The organism is Ectobacillus funiculus (assembly GCF_004138295.1).
Classification (GTDB): domain Bacteria; phylum Bacillota; class Bacilli; order Bacillales; family Bacillaceae_G; genus Ectobacillus; species Ectobacillus funiculus.
The window spans coordinates 298,393-314,233 of record NZ_SCFM01000004.1 but is presented as its reverse complement, the minus strand read 5'-3'; the positions used below and the strand labels follow the sequence as shown (position 1 = coordinate 314,233).

The following is a 15,841-nucleotide window of genomic DNA, read 5'->3' as shown; positions in this document are numbered from 1 at the left end:
TTCAATGGTTAAACTTTTATGAAATGAAAATGATACCTACCGTGAAGAAATGATCAGATGAACCGTAAACTCAACGCAGCAGGAAATTTTATCAACAAAGTGTAAGTGCAGCTATGTTTCTGTCTTCGTAAATTGGTGAGTTTTCTTTATTAATGGTAACAAAAAGGGAGCGATGCTATGTGTTACAAATAGTTAGATGTTGTATACTCTGTTTTACTGTTATTTTTACCTTACCTAATCTAGACAAAGCTGCAGAGTTATATGAAAATCAACAAATTCCAGCCTATGCAAAATGGGGACTTCTGGCTATGCAAAAAACAAAAGAACGATATCCAAAGGCAAACATCATTGATTATCTTCATATCGGACGGGAAACAAAAACTGCTAATGTAGCAGTGGAAAGATTTAAATTATGGTTACAAGAGAATGGGAGGGAATATGGTGTATTGATTGAGATTGAATTTGAGCTTCAAACAGAAAAAGTTCTATATATTACCTTTACAGAAACAGACAGATAGTGCTTAGCTGTTTGTTTTCTTTTCTAAAAATTTCATTTACTGTAATAAGTGATAAAAAATACTTTTCATGGATTTTTCTTCATTCTTTACATAAAACAACATTCTTTACAAAAAAATAGTTATAAAACATTGATGTTCCTAGGGAGGTTTCTATATGTTCGCTAAAGCTTTCTTCAAGCCGCAGCTTATATGTTCGTTTTTCCTTGCTTTTGTTTTAGTAAGCAGCGTTCATGAAAAGGAAGCAAAGGCTTTCTCAAGTCAAGTGATTCAAAGAGGTGCGGTTGGGGATGATGTGATTGAATTGCAGGCTCGTCTGCAATATATCGGATTCTACAGCGGTAGGATTGACGGTGCATTTGGCTGGAATACGTATTGGGCCGTTCGCAATTTTCAATCGAAATTTGGGTTACCTGTTGATGGGATGGCAGGAGCAACAACAAAGCAAAAGCTGACAAACGCATCCAAGTATAATGAGCAATTTGTAAAAGAACAAATACAGAAAGGAAATGAATTTACGCATTACGGCGGGAAGCCTCTGGAGCAGCAGGTAAAAAGCAGTGGAGGGCAAGCAAATGGTAATGCAAGTCAATCTCAAAGTGCCAATAATCAGCCAGTGAAGACGACTGCTTCTAATGTGCCGAGTGGATTCTCACAAAATGATATTCAATGGCTTGCAAACGCAGTATATGGGGAGTCGCGCGGTGAACCGTATATCGGACAGGTCGCGGTAGCCGCAGTCATTTTGAACCGGGTGAGCAGTCCATCCTTCCCGAATACAGTTTATGGCGTCATTTTTGAACCGCTTGCCTTTACAGCGGTGGCTGATGGACAAATTTGGTTAACACCGAATGAAAATGCAAAAAAAGCGGTACTGGATGCGATTAATGGATGGGATCCAACTGACGGAGCGGTATATTATTTTAATCCGGAGACCGCAACAAGTAAGTGGATTTGGGGGCGTCCTCAGATTAAAAAGATTGGCAAACATATCTTTTGCCGATAGGATGGAGGGGATAAAATGTTCAGAGCATTACTTATTACGATTTTATCAATCGGTGCTATTAGTACTGCTTATTGGGGGTATCGAGAGCATCAAGAAAAAAATGCTGTACTGATTCGTGCCGAGAATAACTACCAGCGAGCGTTTAATGATTTGACGTATGAAATTGATTTGTTACATGACAAAATCGGTGCTACTCTTGCTATGAGCACGCGTACGTCACTTTCTCCCGCTCTTGCAGAAGTATGGCGGCTCACTTCAAATGCTCATAATGATGTTGGTCAGCTGCCACTTACATTGCTGCCATTCAATAAAACAGAGGATTTTTTAGCGCAAATTGGTGATTTTAGTTATCAAACAGCTATTCGTGATTTGGAGAAAGAACCGCTTAATGAAAAAGAGTATACATTACTTGAGCAGATGTATAAAAGGGCGGGAGACATCCAAAACGAGTTGCGCGGTGTCCAGCGTCTGGTATTAAAGAATAATTTACGATGGATGGATGTAGAGCTTGCACTTGCTGCGGATAAGAAGCCGCTTGATAATACCATTATCGATGGTTTAAAAACGGTGGAAAAAAATGTAGCGTCTTACGCTGAAACAGATTTCAGCCCAACGGCTACAAGTATGGAAAAGGACGAGAAAGGATTCTCTCGCTTAGAGGGCAGAGAGATTTCCAAAGAGGATGCCAAGAAAATTGCCAAGGAATTTCTTGGGCTTAAGGGAATGGAACAAATGTCTGTCGAGCAAAGCGGGAAAGGGGCAAATAATCGCTTTTATAGCGTCTCTATCCAGCAGCCAAAACCGAACAGCATAACATACATGGATATTACCAAAAAAGGAGGATATCCAATTTGGGTTATGAACAATAGGAAGATTCAGGGGCAAAAAATCAGCCTCAATGATGCGGGGGCAAAAGGTCTTCAGTTTTTAAAGGAACATAAGTTTGAAAATATGGAGCTATATGATAGCGCACAGTATGACTCTATTGGAATGTTTACATATGTGACAAACATCAATGGGGTTCGGATTTATCCAGAATCTATTCAAATGAAGGTTGCCCTTGATGATGGGGGGATTATCGGTTTTTCCGCAAAGGATTATTTATCGTCCTATAAGAAACGTACTATTGCAAAACCAGCTATAACTGTAGAAGAGGCAAGAAAACGCATTAGCAAAAATGTGAAGGTGATGGAGGAACGGCAGGCAATCATCGTGAGCAATCTTAAGAAAGAGGTATTATGCTATGAGTTTTTAGGTGTCTATGGTAAAGATACGTATCAAATTTTTATTAATGCACAAAGTGGTATTGAAGAAAAGGTAAAGAAATTGCAAAACGTGGAGCCAGTGTATGAGTGAGAAGGAGATGAAGAGCATGCGGAGCATTGTCTATCTATGTATGTTGCTTTTCTTTTTGACAGGCTGTGTAAAAGCTGATTATCGCGCTAGTAATGATAAGGAGAAGACGCAGGTTTCTGTACAAAATACGGCAGCTCGTAAAGAGAATTACCGCTCAAATGAAAAGGTGGCTAAGCATTTGGGCAGTTTAGCTGCAAGCATACCGAGTGTGAAAGATGCAACAGCTGTTGTTATCGGTCCATATGCAGTGGTAGGTATTGATGTAGATGCAAACTTAGATCGTTCAAGAGTAGAAACAATCAAGTATTCGGTAGCGGAAAGCCTGCAGCATGATCCAAACGGAGCAAAAGCAGTTGTTGTAGCAGATCCCGATCTGTATGAAAGATTACAGGGGATGAGAAGACAGCTTCAAAGTGGCAGGCCAGCAGGCGTAATGGAGGAGCTGGCAGCGATTGTTGGGCGTGTAATGCCGCAAGTTCCAAATGATACATTGGAAAATCAGAATATCCGTTCTACAAGACAAAATGATGACCAAATGCACAAGAATGAACAGCAAAAATTAAAGAACGAACAGAATGATCAATCTAATTCTCATATGAACACGAGGTAAAATGAGGAGTGAAATCTCCTCGTTTTATCCAAATTATATTGACGTTGAATAATATTTTAGATAGAATATATAAGTGTCGAGAGTAGAGTTTTTAAGTGAAAGATGCAATTAGGGAGCTAATTGCATTGGTAGATACTATCATGCGGTCGTGGCGGAATAGGTAGACGCACCATCTTGAGGGGGTGGCGGGCATAGCCCGTGCGAGTTCGAGTCTCGCCGACCGCATCCAATGCGCGGAAGTAGTTCAGTGGTAGAATACAACCTTGCCAAGGTTGGGGTCGCGGGTTCGAATCCCGTCTTCCGCTTTTTATCATACAGTCTTGAAATATATTTACTTTCGGTTAAAATTTCAAATAGTACTGTAGATAACGGGGCCTTAGCTCAGCTGGGAGAGCGCCTGCTTTGCACGCAGGAGGTCAGCGGTTCGATCCCGCTAGGCTCCATTTTTATTTTGTCTTCCTAGCCAGTATGAATCATATAATAAAAACCCTTTCCTATCGTGTGAAAGGGTTTTTATTATATGATTATATGATGGATCCGTTAGTTTATCTTGCAGATGGATATCATTTGGTATATAATGTAAATACATACGTACGATTTACTTTTATTCCAATTCACATATTATCAAGCGTCGAAGGGGGATATGCACTGCCTATGATGTTTTATAATGTGTGAATTCTTTATTTTTTTCTGGGAAAAATAAGAACAGCATATTATATTTATCTGTCAAGGAGGAACAATATAATGCAAGCAACAGGTAAAGTAAAATGGTTTAATGGCGAGAAGGGTTTTGGATTTATTGAAGTGCCGGACGGAAACGATGTATTTGTACATTTCTCTGCTATTCAAGGTGAAGGCTTTAAAACGCTTGAAGAAGGTCAAGAAGTAAGCTTTGAAATTGAGCAAGGCAATCGTGGACCGCAGGCAAAAAATGTTGTAAAGCTCTAATTGACATCCAAAAAAGGCTGTTAACAGGTAACGTTAGCAGCCTTTTTTGTTCCTGCTTCCTGCAGGATCGAGCAATAGTCTACTACATCTCTTAAAGGAGGCAGCAAACTATGAACTGGGGTAAAAAGAAAGAGGCTTTTCAACAGGAACGGGAGCAAGTACCTGTTGCTGTGTGGGAATGTGAATCAGACGATTGCATAGGATGGATGAGAAAAAATTTTTCCTTTGGTGATCATCCCGATTGTCCACTATGCGGAATGAAGATGAAAAGTGGAGAGCGCTTGCTATATACGTTACCTGACTAATATTTGATAAAAGGCTAAGCTATTTCTTCATTACAGCTTGGCTTTTTATTTTACTCAAGATTTTGGCAGAGTCTTTAGTTTATCCAAGAAGGTAAAAATGGCGATAATCCCAATGTTGAGCAATTAAACAGAATACGGGGTGAGATGATGGAAATAGAAAGAGTAGCAAAAAAGTTGCAAAACCGTGTTCCTGATATTTTAGGGAATGAAGATTTTTCAAAGTTTGCGGTTCTCTTACCGCTCATCAAAAAAGAAAATGAAATTCATATTCTATTTGAAGTGAGGTCTCTCCAATTACGAAGGCAGCCTGGGGAAATTTGTTTTCCTGGCGGGAAAATAGATCAAACCGACCGGGATGCGGAATATACGGCAATACGGGAAACATCGGAGGAACTTGGGATATCCTTGGCAAGTATTACAAATGTATTTCCTTTAAATTATATGGTTTCTCCTTTTGGGACCATCATTTATCCGTATATAGGGTTCCTTGAGAACATAGAACAAATGCAGCCTAATCCTTCAGAGGTTGAAGAGATTTTTACAGTTCCTTTAGACCATTTACGGAATATCCAACCCGAAATTTATAAGCTTCATTTTAAAATAGAGCCTGAGGAGAGTTTTCCTTTTGATTCAATTGTCGGTGGTAAAAATTATAACTGGCAGGTGCGAGGTCTGGATGAATATTTTTATTACTACGAGGATCGTGTAATTTGGGGGTTAACGGCTAGAATTCTTGCACATTTCTTGGAAATATTGGATGAGAAGTGAGTCCGAGTCGGTAATTTTGAAAACTTTTTAAATTATTTCTTGAAAACTTGACATATTTAATCTATGATAGGAATTATTAAATCATAAAATGTTAGAAAATTACATATTTTGTTATAACTCAATAGGATAAGATGCCAGAAGGCTTAAAAGGGAATTCGGTGAGAGTCCGAAGCTGTCCCCGCAACTGTAAGTGTGGACGAAATGAGCAGACCACTATATAAGAATGCTTCTGTAAAAGAGGGGCTTATATGGGAAGGTTCAAAGTAGAGTGATACACAAGTCAGGAGACCTGTCTTATCTTATAAAGTTTCAATTTCTTCGGGGATGGAGAATGGGAAGCGACGATGCAAGGGACTGGTCTCTATTTGCCTTTTTGTGTCCACTTCATCCGCTCAAATTCCATTGGGCGGATTTTTTGCATTTTGTTAGCTCCTAGTTCTTATCGTTCGAATTGTTTTCCTAAAATTGTATTTTGGGATGGAAAGAAAAATTATATATGACTCGAGTTAGGTGCACAGCATGTGTTGTGTTTAAAAGGGAAGCACGGTTAAAATCCGTCACGGTACCCGCCACTGTATAGGGGAGTTTTTTTGCATATATGTCACTGAGTTTGATTGGGAAGGCGCAAAAAAGCAAAGATCTGAAGTCAGGAGACCTGCCTAGCATGATTTGTTTCACGAAACCTACGGGCTTATAGGGGAAGTGCAATATCGCAGCATTTTTTCTTATGCGCATATTCTGCACCCCTATCTGATAGAGGTGCTTTTTTATTTTATTAGGATAAGAGGAGGCGTTAAGATGACAACTTGGAACTTACGGGGAACAAAGCATCATGTGCTGATTTGTAATGGAAGCAGTTGTATGAGAAAGGGCGGGGAGGAAGTTACAAATGCAGTTCGCGATGAGATTGCCCGTTTGGATTTAGATACGGTTGTACATACAACGAGAACACGCTGTAATGGGCGCTGCAAGGATGCTTGTGTGCTGATTGTATATCCAGAAGGGACTTGGTATCAGGCTGTTACGCCAGAGCTGGGGACGGAAATTGTAAGGCAGCATTTGGCTGGAGGACAGGTTATAGAAGATGCGATTATATATGAGTATAACGATGCTGGTTTTGTGGCACCAGAGCAAACAGACTGTATTGTTGGAGTATCAAAACCTGTAAAGGAGAAGGTCTAAATGGAATTTGCTATATTAGCGATTTTGATAGCGATCCGATATGGCATGGATAGGGATCAGGCGACTGAGATTGGAACTTTTATTTCCGCCATATTTATCATGTTTGGACTTTTGTGGAGACCTATAAAGGCTAGACTTTGTCCTGTAATGGATTCTATCACAGGGGTGTATGGTCTTAGGGTTTGAGGATGTTTATGTTACTGAAATGCCGGAGGGAGGCGCTTAATGATGAAAGGAAAATTACTTGTAATTGGCTTTGGTCCAGGAAGCTTTGAACATATTACCGAACGGGCAAGAGAGGCACTACAGGAAAGTGATGTTATTATCGGCTACAAAACCTATGTGGACTTGATTGCAGGGTTATTAACAGGACAACAAATTGTCAGTACTGGTATGACAGAAGAAGTAAGTCGTGCTCAAGAAGCGGTGAAGTTAGCTGAGCAAGGCAAGAAGGTTGCTGTTATCTCAAGCGGTGATTCCGGTGTATACGGAATGGCAGGTCTTGTGTATGAGGTGTTAATTGAACAGGGATGGAAAAGGGAAACAGGCGTCGAGGTTGAAGTTGTACCGGGGATTTCTGCTATTAATTCTTGCGCTTCTTTATTAGGCGCTCCTGTGATGCATGATGCATGTACCATTAGCTTAAGTGACCACTTAACACCGTGGAGCATAATTGAAAAACGAATTGAGGCTGCAGCTGCAGCAGATTTTGTAGTTGCACTCTACAATCCGAAAAGCGGAAGAAGAACGAGGCAAATTGTAGAAGCGCAAAGAATTTTACTTCAGCATCGTTCTCCACAAACTCCTGTTGGATTAGTGAAAAGTGCGTATCGCGACCGTCAAGAGGTTACGATTACAAATTTACAGGACATGCTAGAGCATGATATTGGGATGCTTACAACTGTTGTAATTGGGAACTCTTCCACGTTTTTATATGAAGATTTGATGATTACACCGCGCGGATACCAAAGGAAATATACGCTAGGAAAAACAGAGCAGCCTTTAAAACCGCATCAACGTTTACAAAGAGAAGCGGAGCCATGGGCGTTGGAACAAACAATCGCGATCAAGCAGGAGCAAAAACCGCAGGCAGTTTCATCAAGGGACATAGCTGAGCAGGCACTTCTGGCTGTTACGGGTGGAGAATATAAAAATGAAAAATCTATCCTTACACAAGCGGTTCTTTCTATTTTTGAGGTTGCAGTCAGCCCAGGGGTTGCTAATAAAACATTTACCCCAGCACAAATGATGGCAATTGCCGAAGCTGCGGGGGAGGAAGGTACCATTACATATACGCCTGATCACTATGTAAAGCTCCAGGTTCCAACCGATAACCCGCAGAATTTAGTAGAAAAGCTTACTGCTAGAGGTTTGGTGCTGTCTCCAATTGGTGAAGTAGCAACAGTGAAGGCGTGTGATTTTTGTGATGGGGAGAAGAAGGATTCCATTCCGTACGCTGAAGCGCTCCAAGAGAGCTTAGGTAGTATGGAGCTGCCAAAGGAACTGAAAATTGGTTTTAATGGTTGTGCGATGGCGTGCTACGGAGCAGTGCAGGAGGATATTGGAATTGTGTATCGTAAAGGAGCGTTTGACTTATTTTTAGGCGGAAAAACGATCGGACGAAATGCACATCCTGGTCAATTAGTTGCAGAGGGGATTCCAATGGATCAGCTTGTAGATGTAGTAGAAACTATTGTTCATGAATATAAAGAGACAGGGTACCCAAATGAGCGTTTCTTTAAATTCTTTAAGCGCAAAAAAACCCTGCAAGGATTTCAACATGAGGATGTCACGCCAAAGCTACAGATAGAGCCGGCTGCATGTGGGGATTAACAGAAACAAAATCTTTTCTATATAGGAGGAAATAAGATGCAAGCAGTTTTATTTGTCGGACATGGCAGCAGAGACCCGGAAGGAAATAAACAGGTAAGGCAGTTTATTGAAAATATGAGCTCCAGCCTAGATAATTCATTATTAATTGAAACATGCTTTTTAGAATTTGAGCGACCAACAATGAGTCAAGGAATTGATACATGTGTAGAGAAGGGCGCGGAGCATGTGATTCTGATTCCAATTATGCTGCTTCCGGCGGGACATTCGAAAATTCATATTCCAGCAGCAATTGATGAAGCAAAGAATAAGTATCCAAATATTCGATTTACGTACGGCAGACCGATCGGAATTCATGAGGAAACGTTTGAAATTTTAAAAACAAGGCTGCAGGAAATTGGAGAGAATATAGAAGAAGCGCCAGAGGATACGGCTGTTATGCTTCTTGGTCGAGGCGGCAGCGATCCGGATGCAAACAGTGAATTGTATAAGATCGCAAGATTGCTATGGGAAAAGACGAATTATAAATTAGTAGAGCCAGCCTTTATTGGTGTTACAAGCCCTCTTACAGATGAGGGAGTATCGCGCTGTATCAAGCTTGGAGCAAAGAAAATTATTATTCTTCCTTATTTTCTATTTACAGGCGTTTTAATCAAGCGTTTAGAAGAGATGACAGAGCAATTCCGCCTCGAATACCCAGAGGTTGAATTTCAATTAGCTGGATATTTTGGCTTCCATTCTAGATTGCAAACGATTTTAAAAGATCGTGCAGAAGAGGCGCTGCAGGATGAAGTGAAAATGAATTGTGATACATGTCAATATCGTCTTGGCGTGATGGAGCATATACATCATCATCATGATCATGATCATCACCATCATGATCACGATCATCACCATCATGATCACGATCATCACCATCATCATGACCACGACCACGACCACGACCACCATCATGATGCGGATGAAAAGGCGGGAGTGCGATGAAGATATTTTTGCTAGCAGGAACAAGTGATGCCCGTGCGCTTGCTTTAGAAATTCAGCAGACTGGTTACGATGTCCTTGCGACAGTGGTAACGGAAAATGCAGCCTTGGAGCTACGTAACTCAGGATTGAATGTACGTACGGGACGTTTAACTAGCGAAGAAATGGCAAGCTTTATTTGTGAAAATGAATTTTCTGTTGTGGTAGATGCAAGTCATCCATTTGCGGAAGAAGCTTCTAAAAATGCAATAGATGCCGCAAAGCAGTGCGGAGTGCCTTATATCCGTTACGAACGTGATTCTCAAACATTCGCATACGAAAACATGACGGTCGTAGATAGCTACGAGGAGGCAGCTGAAGTAGCAGCAAAGAAAAAAGGCGTTATTATGCTAACAACCGGCAGCAAGACACTTGATATTTTTACGAAGAGATTGCTAGAAGTGCCGGATACGAGATTGATTGCCCGTATGCTTCCACGTGTTGACAATATGGAAAAATGTGAACGGCTCGGACTTCCTCAAAAAAATATTGTTGCCATTCAAGGACCGTTTACGAAGGAATTTGATAAGGCACTTTATAGGCAATATGGCGTAACCGTTATGGTTACGAAGGAAAGTGGACGTGTTGGTTCGGTTGACGAAAAGGTGGAAGCAGCAAAGGAACTGGGAATCGATATTATTTTAATTGGACGTCCAGTAATTGATTACGGAACGGTGTATTCTGAGTTTTCAGATGTTATACAAGCTTTACAAAAAGCTAGCCTATGAGAATAAAAGAAGGAGTGAGGATAGATGGATTTTTTAACAGAATTTAAGCCTCTTACTGTACAGCCGGAGCAAATTGAAGAAAAAAGCTTTCAAATGATTGATGAGGAAATTGGAGAACATCCCTTTACGCCTGAGCAATATCGTGTTGCGCAGCGTGTTATTCACGCTTCCGCTGATTTTGAATTAGGGAAAAGCATGCTATTTCATCCAAAGGCGATTGAAGCAGGTATACAGGCGATTCGGAGCGGAAAAAAGGTTGTAGCAGATGTGCAAATGATTCAAAGCGGTGCAAATAAAACAAGAATTGAGAAATATGGTGGAGAAATTAAGGTTTATATTTCTGATCCAGATGTTATGAAGGAAGCAAAGCGCTTAAATACAACACGTGCGATTATTTCTATGCGAAAAGCAATTAAAGAAGCTGATGGCGGCATTTATGCAATTGGAAATGCACCGACTGCATTGTTAGAATTAATCCGTTTGATTAAGGAAGGGGAAGCAAAGCCTGGATTAATCATTGGAATGCCTGTAGGGTTTGTATCAGCTGCCGAGTCTAAGGAGGAACTAGCCAAGCTCGACGTTCCGTTTATCACCAATATCGGAAGGAAGGGCGGCAGTACCGTTACAGTTGCAGCGTTAAATGCGATTTCTATTCTTGCAGATCGGGTGTAACAAATGGAAAAGGAAACCAAGCTGAGGGAAGGGTATACGACAGGTGCATGTGCTACTGCTGCCACAAAGGCTGCGCTGACTGCGCTAATTACTGGAGAAATACAAACAGAGTCTACCATTTATTTACCTGTTGGCAGGTTTGCAACCTTTTCGATTGAAAGCTGTGATACCACTGGCGGCTCTGTAACGGCAAAAGTGATAAAGGATGGCGGTGATGATCCGGATGCTACGCACGGAGCCGCCATTCTTGCAACTGTTACATGGCAGGAGCAAAGCGGTATTGTGCTAGATGGTGGAATTGGTGTCGGGCGCGTCACGAAGGAGGGGCTTCCTGTTGCTGTTGGGGAAGCGGCCATTAATCCCGTGCCGCGTCAAATGATACATGAAGCGGCAGAAGAAGTGTTACGGCATTATCATGTAGACAAAGGAATACAAATTATCATTTCTGTGCCAGATGGCGAAGAAATCGCAAAAAAAACATTAAATGGACGCCTTGGCATACTTGGCGGTATTTCTATTTTAGGAACACGCGGCATTGTTGTTCCCTTCTCTACAGCTGCTTATAAGGCAAGCATTGTGCAGGCTATTCGCGTAGCACGGGCGAGCGGCTGTGAGCATGTTGTGATTACAACCGGCGGAAGAAGTGAAAAGTGCGCGATGAAGCAATTTCCTTCTTTACCAGAGGAAGCGTTTATTGAGATGGGAGATTTCGTAGGATTTACGTTAAAGCAATGTAAAAAGCAGGGTGTGAAGAAGATTTCCATGGTCGGAATGATGGGGAAGTTTTCAAAGGTTGCACAAGGCATTATGATGGTACATTCGAAAAGTGCGCCTGTTGATTTTTCGTTTTTAGCCCAGATGGCGAGGGAGTCAGGCGCTTCTGACGAATTAGTAGAGAATGTTCGGCAAGCGAACACTGCTTCACATGTTGGAGAAATGATGCAAGCGCAAGGAAACCTGAAGTTTTTCGAAACGCTTTGTACGTATTGCTGTCATGCAGCTTTAGAGGAAATAGGCGGAGGCGCAGAAGTAGATACCTCTTTATATACAATGAAGGGGGAATTTTTAGGAAAGGCGGTGCAGAGCAGATGGGATTGAAATTGATTGGAATCGGTGACGATGGAATTCAAAGTTTGCTGCCGATGTATGAAACATGGATTCAGGAGAGCGAAGTGCTAGTAGGAGGAAAACGCCAACTTGCGTTTTTTCCGGATTACGAAGGAGAAAAGGTTGTAATCGAGGGAAAGCTTTCCGCTCTTGTTGAGCGTTTGAAGGAGGAAAAGAGAGAAGCTGTCGTATTAGCATCAGGAGATCCTCTATTCTATGGCATTGGCAGTTATTTAGCGCGAGAGTTGGAGATTGAGGTATATCCGTATGTAAGCTCTATTCAACTTGCATTTGCGAAAATAGGAGAACGGTGGCACGATGCGTATGTAACGAGTGTACACGGAAGAAGCATGAAAGGGTTGGCGCAAAAAATTGATGGCAAAGAGAAAATTGCGCTCTTAACTGATGCAGAACATTCTCCAAATCGGATTGCATCATATTTGTTGTCATTTGGAATGACAGAATATAAGGCATTTGTTGGAGAAAATCTTGGCGGGGAGCAGGAGCGGTGCCGTTGGTTTTCTCTTGAAGAAATGGAGAAGGAAGAGTTTTCTCCATTGAATGTTGTCATATTGAAAAAAACAGCAGAGGGCCCATCATGGTCAATTGGCATTGAGGATGAAGAATTTGCTCAGCGGAAACCGGATAAGGGCTTAATTACAAAGAAAGAAATTCGGACTTTGAGCTTGAGTGCAATGCGATTAAAGGAAAACAGCATTGTTTGGGATATTGGTACATGTACTGGATCTATGGCGATTGAAGCAGCAAAAATTGCCTGTGAAGGCCAGATATTTGCCATTGAAAAAAATGAAGCGGATTTAGAAAATTGCTTAGCAAATATGAAGAAATTTCGCACGGATTTTATAGCCGTTCATGGTAAAGCGCCGGAGCGGCTCGAGGAATTTCCAGATCCTGATGCAGTTTTCATTGGCGGTACGGCAGGAGGGATGGAGGATATTCTCTCTATTTGCTGCAGTCGGCTAAGAGTGAATGGAACGATTGTTTTAAATGCAGTAACGATTGAAAATTTAGCGGAGGCAGCAGCAATTTTTAAAAAGCTCGGGTTTCAAACAGATATTACACTTGCGCAAGTTTCAAGAAGTAAGCCAATTTTGAATCTAACGCGCTTTGATGCGCTCAATCCCATTTATATTATTGCTGCAAAGCATAAAGAAGGAGAATAACTATGCTCGGTACATTATATGGTCTCGGTGTTGGTCCGGGAGATCCAGAATTATTAACAGTAAAGGCATTTCGGAAATTAAAGGAATCCCATGTCATTGCATATCCAAAAAAGCAAAAAGGAAGTAAAAGCTACGCTCAAAAAATTATTGATGTATACGTACAGCCAGGAGAGAAGGAAATGCTCGGGCTTGTGTTTCCGATGACAAAGGATCCTGTCATCTTGGAACAAAAATGGAGCGAAACGGTTGAGAGTGTTTGGGAAAGGTTGCAAGAGGGGAAGGATGTTGCATTTGTGACAGAAGGAGATCCTCTTTTATATAGTACTTTCATTCATATGATGCGTCTCATGCAGGAGCGTCATCCAGCAGCAGCCATTGAGGTTGTGCCAGGAATTTCATCCATGAACGGGGCGGCTTCTAGGCTCGGACTGCCACTGGCGGACGGCGATGATCATGTCGCTATTATTCCAGCTCGTGATGACTACGATGCGATGAAGCGAGCGATTGAGGAGCATGATTGTGTGATTTTTATTAAGGTTGCAAAGGTCATCGACTTAATGCTTGCTGTGCTCAAGGAGCTAAACTTGCTGTCAAAAGCATCCGTTGTAACAAAGGTCACATCAGATGAAGAAATTATTTGGAAAGCAGATGAGTTGCAAGGAGCAGAGTTAGAATATTTAACATTAATGGTGGTGAGAAAATGAAGCTTTATATTATTGGCGCTGGTCCGGGAGATCCGGATTTAATTACCGTAAAAGGATTAAAGCTGCTAGAAGAAGCAGACGTTGTTTTGTATGCAGATTCCCTTGTGAGCGAAGCATTAATTCAAAAATCAAAGGAAAGCGCAGAGATATTAAAAACTGCCGGGATGCATTTAGAAGAGATGGTAGACATTATGGTCGACCGAATTCGCCAAGGGAAGAAAGTTGTACGTGTACATACAGGAGATCCAGCTGTGTATGGAGCTATTATGGAGCAAATGGTTTTATTAAAACAGCAGGGTATTGAGGTTGAAATTGTACCAGGCGTAAGCTCTGTATTTGCGGCAGCGGCAGCGGCACAGGCAGAGCTGACGATTCCAGATTTAACGCAAACGGTTATTTTGACAAGAGCTGAGGGACGCACACCGGTTCCAGAATTTGAGAAGTTAAAGGATTTGGCAAAGCACCATTGTACGATTGCTCTTTTCCTAAGTGCTACCTTAACAAAAAAGGTCGTAAAAGAGCTAATAGATGCGGGCTGGGCTCCAAGTACACCTGTTGCGGTTGTCTATAAGGCAACATGGCCTGATCAAAAAATTGTTCGTACGACAATTGAGAATTTAGATGAAGCAATGCGTCAAAACGGTATTCGTAAGCAAGCGATGATTCTAGCTGGCTGGGCGCTTGATGAAAATATTCATGATAAAAACTACCGTTCTAAACTGTATGATCAAACATTTACACACGGATTCCGCCGGGGGGTGAAGGGGTGATTATCACTTTGCAGGAAGGACAGCTGTCTGACGTTCAGCAGCGCGGTGACTATGCGATTGTTGCTATTACAAAACATGGGGTACAAGTTGCAAGAGAGCTCGAACGTTCTTTCCAAAATGCGGATTTGTATTATATGAGCAAGTTTGAGCAAGGTGATGAACAGGAGAAGGGGATTCAACTGTTCACCGGAAGTGTGCGATTGTTGCTGCCATCTCTATTCAAATCCTATAAGGGACTTATTATTATTATTTCCCTTGGCGCAGTTGTTCGGATGATTGCACCTCTCCTGCAAGATAAAAAGACAGACCCTGCTGTAGTGGTGATTGATGATAAAGCTGAGCACGTGATTAGCGTATTGTCCGGACATATAGGTGGAGCAAATGAGTTGACGAAGGAAGTTGCAGCTATATTAGGAGCGCGTCCTGTTGTAACAACAGCCTCTGATGTACAGCAAACGATTGCGGTTGATTTATTTGGGAAACGATTTGGCTGGACGTGGGAATCAGCTGAAAAACTGACTCCTGTTAGTGCTGCGGTTGTCAATGAGGAAGCTGTTGCTGTTGTGCAGGAATCAGGTGAGAAGTCATGGTGGCAGTATGATAGATCTTTGCCGACACATATTCGCACGTATTCCTCAATTGATGAGGCGCTTGCTCAAGCTCCAGCTGCTGCACTGGTTGTCACACATCGAAATCTATCAAACGAAGAATCCCAAATTTTACATAATGGCGTATTATATCGACCAAAGGTCATTGTCCTCGGAATGGGTTGTAATCGCGGTACATCATCGGAGGAAATTGAGGAAGTCATTCAGACAACGCTAGACGAACTAAATTTTTCTATGAAAAGCGTAAAAGCTATTTGTACAATCGATTTGAAGAAGGATGAGCAGGGGCTGCTGGCTGTTGTAAAGAAATACGGCTGGGAGTTTATCTACTACTCTCCTGAACAATTAAATGCTGTTCCAATGCAGCAGCCCTCACAAACAGTGTTTCAATATACAGGGGCGTATGGTGTTAGTGAACCGGCTGCTCTTTTATATAGCGGAGCGGAAAAGCTTGAGCTTGTGAAGAAGAAATCAGGAAATGTTACGATTTCTGTTGCGGTAGTGCCACATTAAGCGGAGGGAGGAGAG

18 protein-coding genes, 3 tRNA genes and 2 riboswitches are annotated in these 15,841 nt (G+C 41.7%); all 21 genes read left to right on the top strand.

The features are described 5' to 3' along the window. Positions 1-179 precede the first annotated feature (179 nt). Entirely contained in the window at positions 180-518 is a 339-nt protein-coding gene (locus tag EP737_RS03035; protein ID WP_425455830.1) for a DUF3889 domain-containing protein, read from the top strand. 154 nt (positions 519-672) lie between these two features. Next, positions 673-1,521, top strand: a complete 849-nt coding sequence (gene sleB / locus EP737_RS03030; protein ID WP_129726425.1) for a spore cortex-lytic enzyme — start codon at positions 673-675, stop codon at positions 1,519-1,521. Between the two features lie 15 nt (positions 1,522-1,536). Next, positions 1,537-2,877, top strand: coding sequence for a germination protein YpeB (gene ypeB / locus EP737_RS03025; RefSeq protein ID WP_129726424.1), 1,341 nt, complete (start codon positions 1,537-1,539; stop codon positions 2,875-2,877). Between the two features lie 16 nt (positions 2,878-2,893). Continuing rightward, positions 2,894-3,487, top strand: a complete 594-nt coding sequence (locus EP737_RS03020) for a YhcN/YlaJ family sporulation lipoprotein (protein WP_129726687.1) — start codon at positions 2,894-2,896, stop codon at positions 3,485-3,487. A 142-nt stretch (positions 3,488-3,629) separates the two neighbouring features. Beyond that, positions 3,630-3,712: transfer RNA gene (locus EP737_RS03015), tRNA-Leu, on the top strand. An 8-nt stretch (positions 3,713-3,720) separates the two neighbouring features. Beyond that, a tRNA-Gly gene (locus EP737_RS03010) sits at positions 3,721-3,792 on the top strand. Positions 3,793-3,857: 65 nt separating this feature from the next. After that, positions 3,858-3,930: transfer RNA gene (locus EP737_RS03005), tRNA-Ala, on the top strand. A gap of 25 nt (positions 3,931-3,955) precedes the next feature. Further along, positions 3,956-4,162, top strand: coding sequence for a hypothetical protein (locus EP737_RS25935; RefSeq protein WP_205650868.1), 207 nt, complete (start codon positions 3,956-3,958; stop codon positions 4,160-4,162). A 69-nt stretch (positions 4,163-4,231) separates the two neighbouring features. Then, entirely contained in the window at positions 4,232-4,435 is a 204-nt protein-coding gene (gene cspD, locus EP737_RS03000; RefSeq protein WP_129726423.1) for a cold-shock protein CspD, read from the top strand. 110 nt (positions 4,436-4,545) lie between these two features. Beyond that, positions 4,546-4,740, top strand: a complete 195-nt coding sequence (locus EP737_RS02995; protein WP_129726422.1) for a cold-inducible protein YdjO-related protein — start codon at positions 4,546-4,548, stop codon at positions 4,738-4,740. Between the two features lie 147 nt (positions 4,741-4,887). Continuing rightward, entirely contained in the window at positions 4,888-5,508 is a 621-nt protein-coding gene (locus tag EP737_RS02990) for an NUDIX hydrolase (protein ID WP_129726421.1), read from the top strand. A gap of 112 nt (positions 5,509-5,620) precedes the next feature. Continuing rightward, a riboswitch (cobalamin riboswitch) is annotated at positions 5,621-5,819 on the top strand. Positions 5,820-5,999: 180 nt separating this feature from the next. After that, a riboswitch (cobalamin riboswitch) is annotated at positions 6,000-6,185 on the top strand. Between the two features lie 121 nt (positions 6,186-6,306). Beyond that, positions 6,307-6,690: a (2Fe-2S) ferredoxin domain-containing protein gene (locus tag EP737_RS02985; protein ID WP_129726420.1), complete on the top strand. Its 384-nt coding sequence runs from the start codon at positions 6,307-6,309 to the stop codon at positions 6,688-6,690. 228 nt (positions 6,691-6,918) lie between these two features. Beyond that, positions 6,919-8,523, top strand: a complete 1,605-nt coding sequence (gene cobJ, locus EP737_RS02980; RefSeq protein WP_129726686.1) for a precorrin-3B C(17)-methyltransferase — start codon at positions 6,919-6,921, stop codon at positions 8,521-8,523. Between the two features lie 36 nt (positions 8,524-8,559). Further along, positions 8,560-9,504, top strand: coding sequence for a sirohydrochlorin chelatase (locus tag EP737_RS02975; RefSeq protein ID WP_129726419.1), 945 nt, complete (start codon positions 8,560-8,562; stop codon positions 9,502-9,504). Next, complete coding sequence (gene cobK, locus EP737_RS02970; RefSeq protein WP_129726418.1) at positions 9,501-10,268, top strand: precorrin-6A reductase; 768 nt, start codon at positions 9,501-9,503, stop codon at positions 10,266-10,268. Before EP737_RS02975 ends, cobK begins: the two co-directional genes overlap by 4 nt. A 24-nt stretch (positions 10,269-10,292) precedes the next feature. Then, positions 10,293-10,940, top strand: a complete 648-nt coding sequence (locus EP737_RS02965) for a precorrin-8X methylmutase (protein WP_129726417.1) — start codon at positions 10,293-10,295, stop codon at positions 10,938-10,940. Between the two features lie 3 nt (positions 10,941-10,943). Further along, a complete protein-coding gene (locus EP737_RS02960; protein ID WP_129726416.1) occupies positions 10,944-12,038 on the top strand; it encodes a cobalt-precorrin-5B (C(1))-methyltransferase in 1,095 nt (364 codons plus the stop codon). Further along, complete coding sequence (gene cbiE, locus EP737_RS02955) at positions 12,029-13,231, top strand: precorrin-6y C5,15-methyltransferase (decarboxylating) subunit CbiE (protein WP_129726415.1); 1,203 nt, start codon at positions 12,029-12,031, stop codon at positions 13,229-13,231. The genes EP737_RS02960 and cbiE overlap by 10 nt, the downstream gene beginning before the upstream one ends. Positions 13,232-13,233: 2 nt before the next feature. Beyond that, a complete protein-coding gene (gene cobI, locus EP737_RS02950; protein WP_129726414.1) occupies positions 13,234-13,935 on the top strand; it encodes a precorrin-2 C(20)-methyltransferase in 702 nt (233 codons plus the stop codon). Beyond that, positions 13,932-14,705, top strand: a complete 774-nt coding sequence (gene cobM, locus EP737_RS02945) for a precorrin-4 C(11)-methyltransferase (RefSeq protein ID WP_129726413.1) — start codon at positions 13,932-13,934, stop codon at positions 14,703-14,705. Before cobI ends, cobM begins: the two co-directional genes overlap by 4 nt. Then, the gene (locus EP737_RS02940; protein ID WP_205650877.1) at positions 14,705-15,826 is read left to right on the top strand and encodes a cobalt-precorrin 5A hydrolase; all 1,122 of its coding nucleotides are present in this window, start codon (positions 14,705-14,707) and stop codon (positions 15,824-15,826) included. The genes cobM and EP737_RS02940 overlap by 1 nt, the downstream gene beginning before the upstream one ends. The last annotated feature ends 15 nt before the right edge of the window (positions 15,827-15,841 follow it).

What these genes read in the sequence shown, in the direction of transcription:
- sleB (WP_129726425.1), top strand. Translation starts at nt 673, where the DNA reads ATGTTCGCTAAAGCTTTCTTCAAGCCGCAGCTTATATGTTCGTTTTTC.
- ypeB (WP_129726424.1), top strand. Translation starts at nt 1,537, where the DNA reads ATGTTCAGAGCATTACTTATTACGATTTTATCAATCGGTGCTATTAGT.
- EP737_RS03020 (WP_129726687.1), top strand. Translation starts at nt 2,894, where the DNA reads ATGCGGAGCATTGTCTATCTATGTATGTTGCTTTTCTTTTTGACAGGC.
- EP737_RS25935 (WP_205650868.1), top strand. Translation starts at nt 3,956, where the DNA reads ATGAATCATATAATAAAAACCCTTTCCTATCGTGTGAAAGGGTTTTTA.
- cspD (WP_129726423.1), top strand. Translation starts at nt 4,232, where the DNA reads ATGCAAGCAACAGGTAAAGTAAAATGGTTTAATGGCGAGAAGGGTTTT.
- EP737_RS02995 (WP_129726422.1), top strand. Translation starts at nt 4,546, where the DNA reads ATGAACTGGGGTAAAAAGAAAGAGGCTTTTCAACAGGAACGGGAGCAA.
- EP737_RS02990 (WP_129726421.1), top strand. Translation starts at nt 4,888, where the DNA reads ATGGAAATAGAAAGAGTAGCAAAAAAGTTGCAAAACCGTGTTCCTGAT.
- EP737_RS02985 (WP_129726420.1), top strand. Translation starts at nt 6,307, where the DNA reads ATGACAACTTGGAACTTACGGGGAACAAAGCATCATGTGCTGATTTGT.
- cobJ (WP_129726686.1), top strand. Translation starts at nt 6,919, where the DNA reads ATGAAAGGAAAATTACTTGTAATTGGCTTTGGTCCAGGAAGCTTTGAA.
- EP737_RS02975 (WP_129726419.1), top strand. Translation starts at nt 8,560, where the DNA reads ATGCAAGCAGTTTTATTTGTCGGACATGGCAGCAGAGACCCGGAAGGA.
- cobK (WP_129726418.1), top strand. Translation starts at nt 9,501, where the DNA reads ATGAAGATATTTTTGCTAGCAGGAACAAGTGATGCCCGTGCGCTTGCT.
- EP737_RS02965 (WP_129726417.1), top strand. Translation starts at nt 10,293, where the DNA reads ATGGATTTTTTAACAGAATTTAAGCCTCTTACTGTACAGCCGGAGCAA.
- EP737_RS02960 (WP_129726416.1), top strand. Translation starts at nt 10,944, where the DNA reads ATGGAAAAGGAAACCAAGCTGAGGGAAGGGTATACGACAGGTGCATGT.
- cbiE (WP_129726415.1), top strand. Translation starts at nt 12,029, where the DNA reads ATGGGATTGAAATTGATTGGAATCGGTGACGATGGAATTCAAAGTTTG.
- cobI (WP_129726414.1), top strand. Translation starts at nt 13,234, where the DNA reads ATGCTCGGTACATTATATGGTCTCGGTGTTGGTCCGGGAGATCCAGAA.
- cobM (WP_129726413.1), top strand. Translation starts at nt 13,932, where the DNA reads ATGAAGCTTTATATTATTGGCGCTGGTCCGGGAGATCCGGATTTAATT.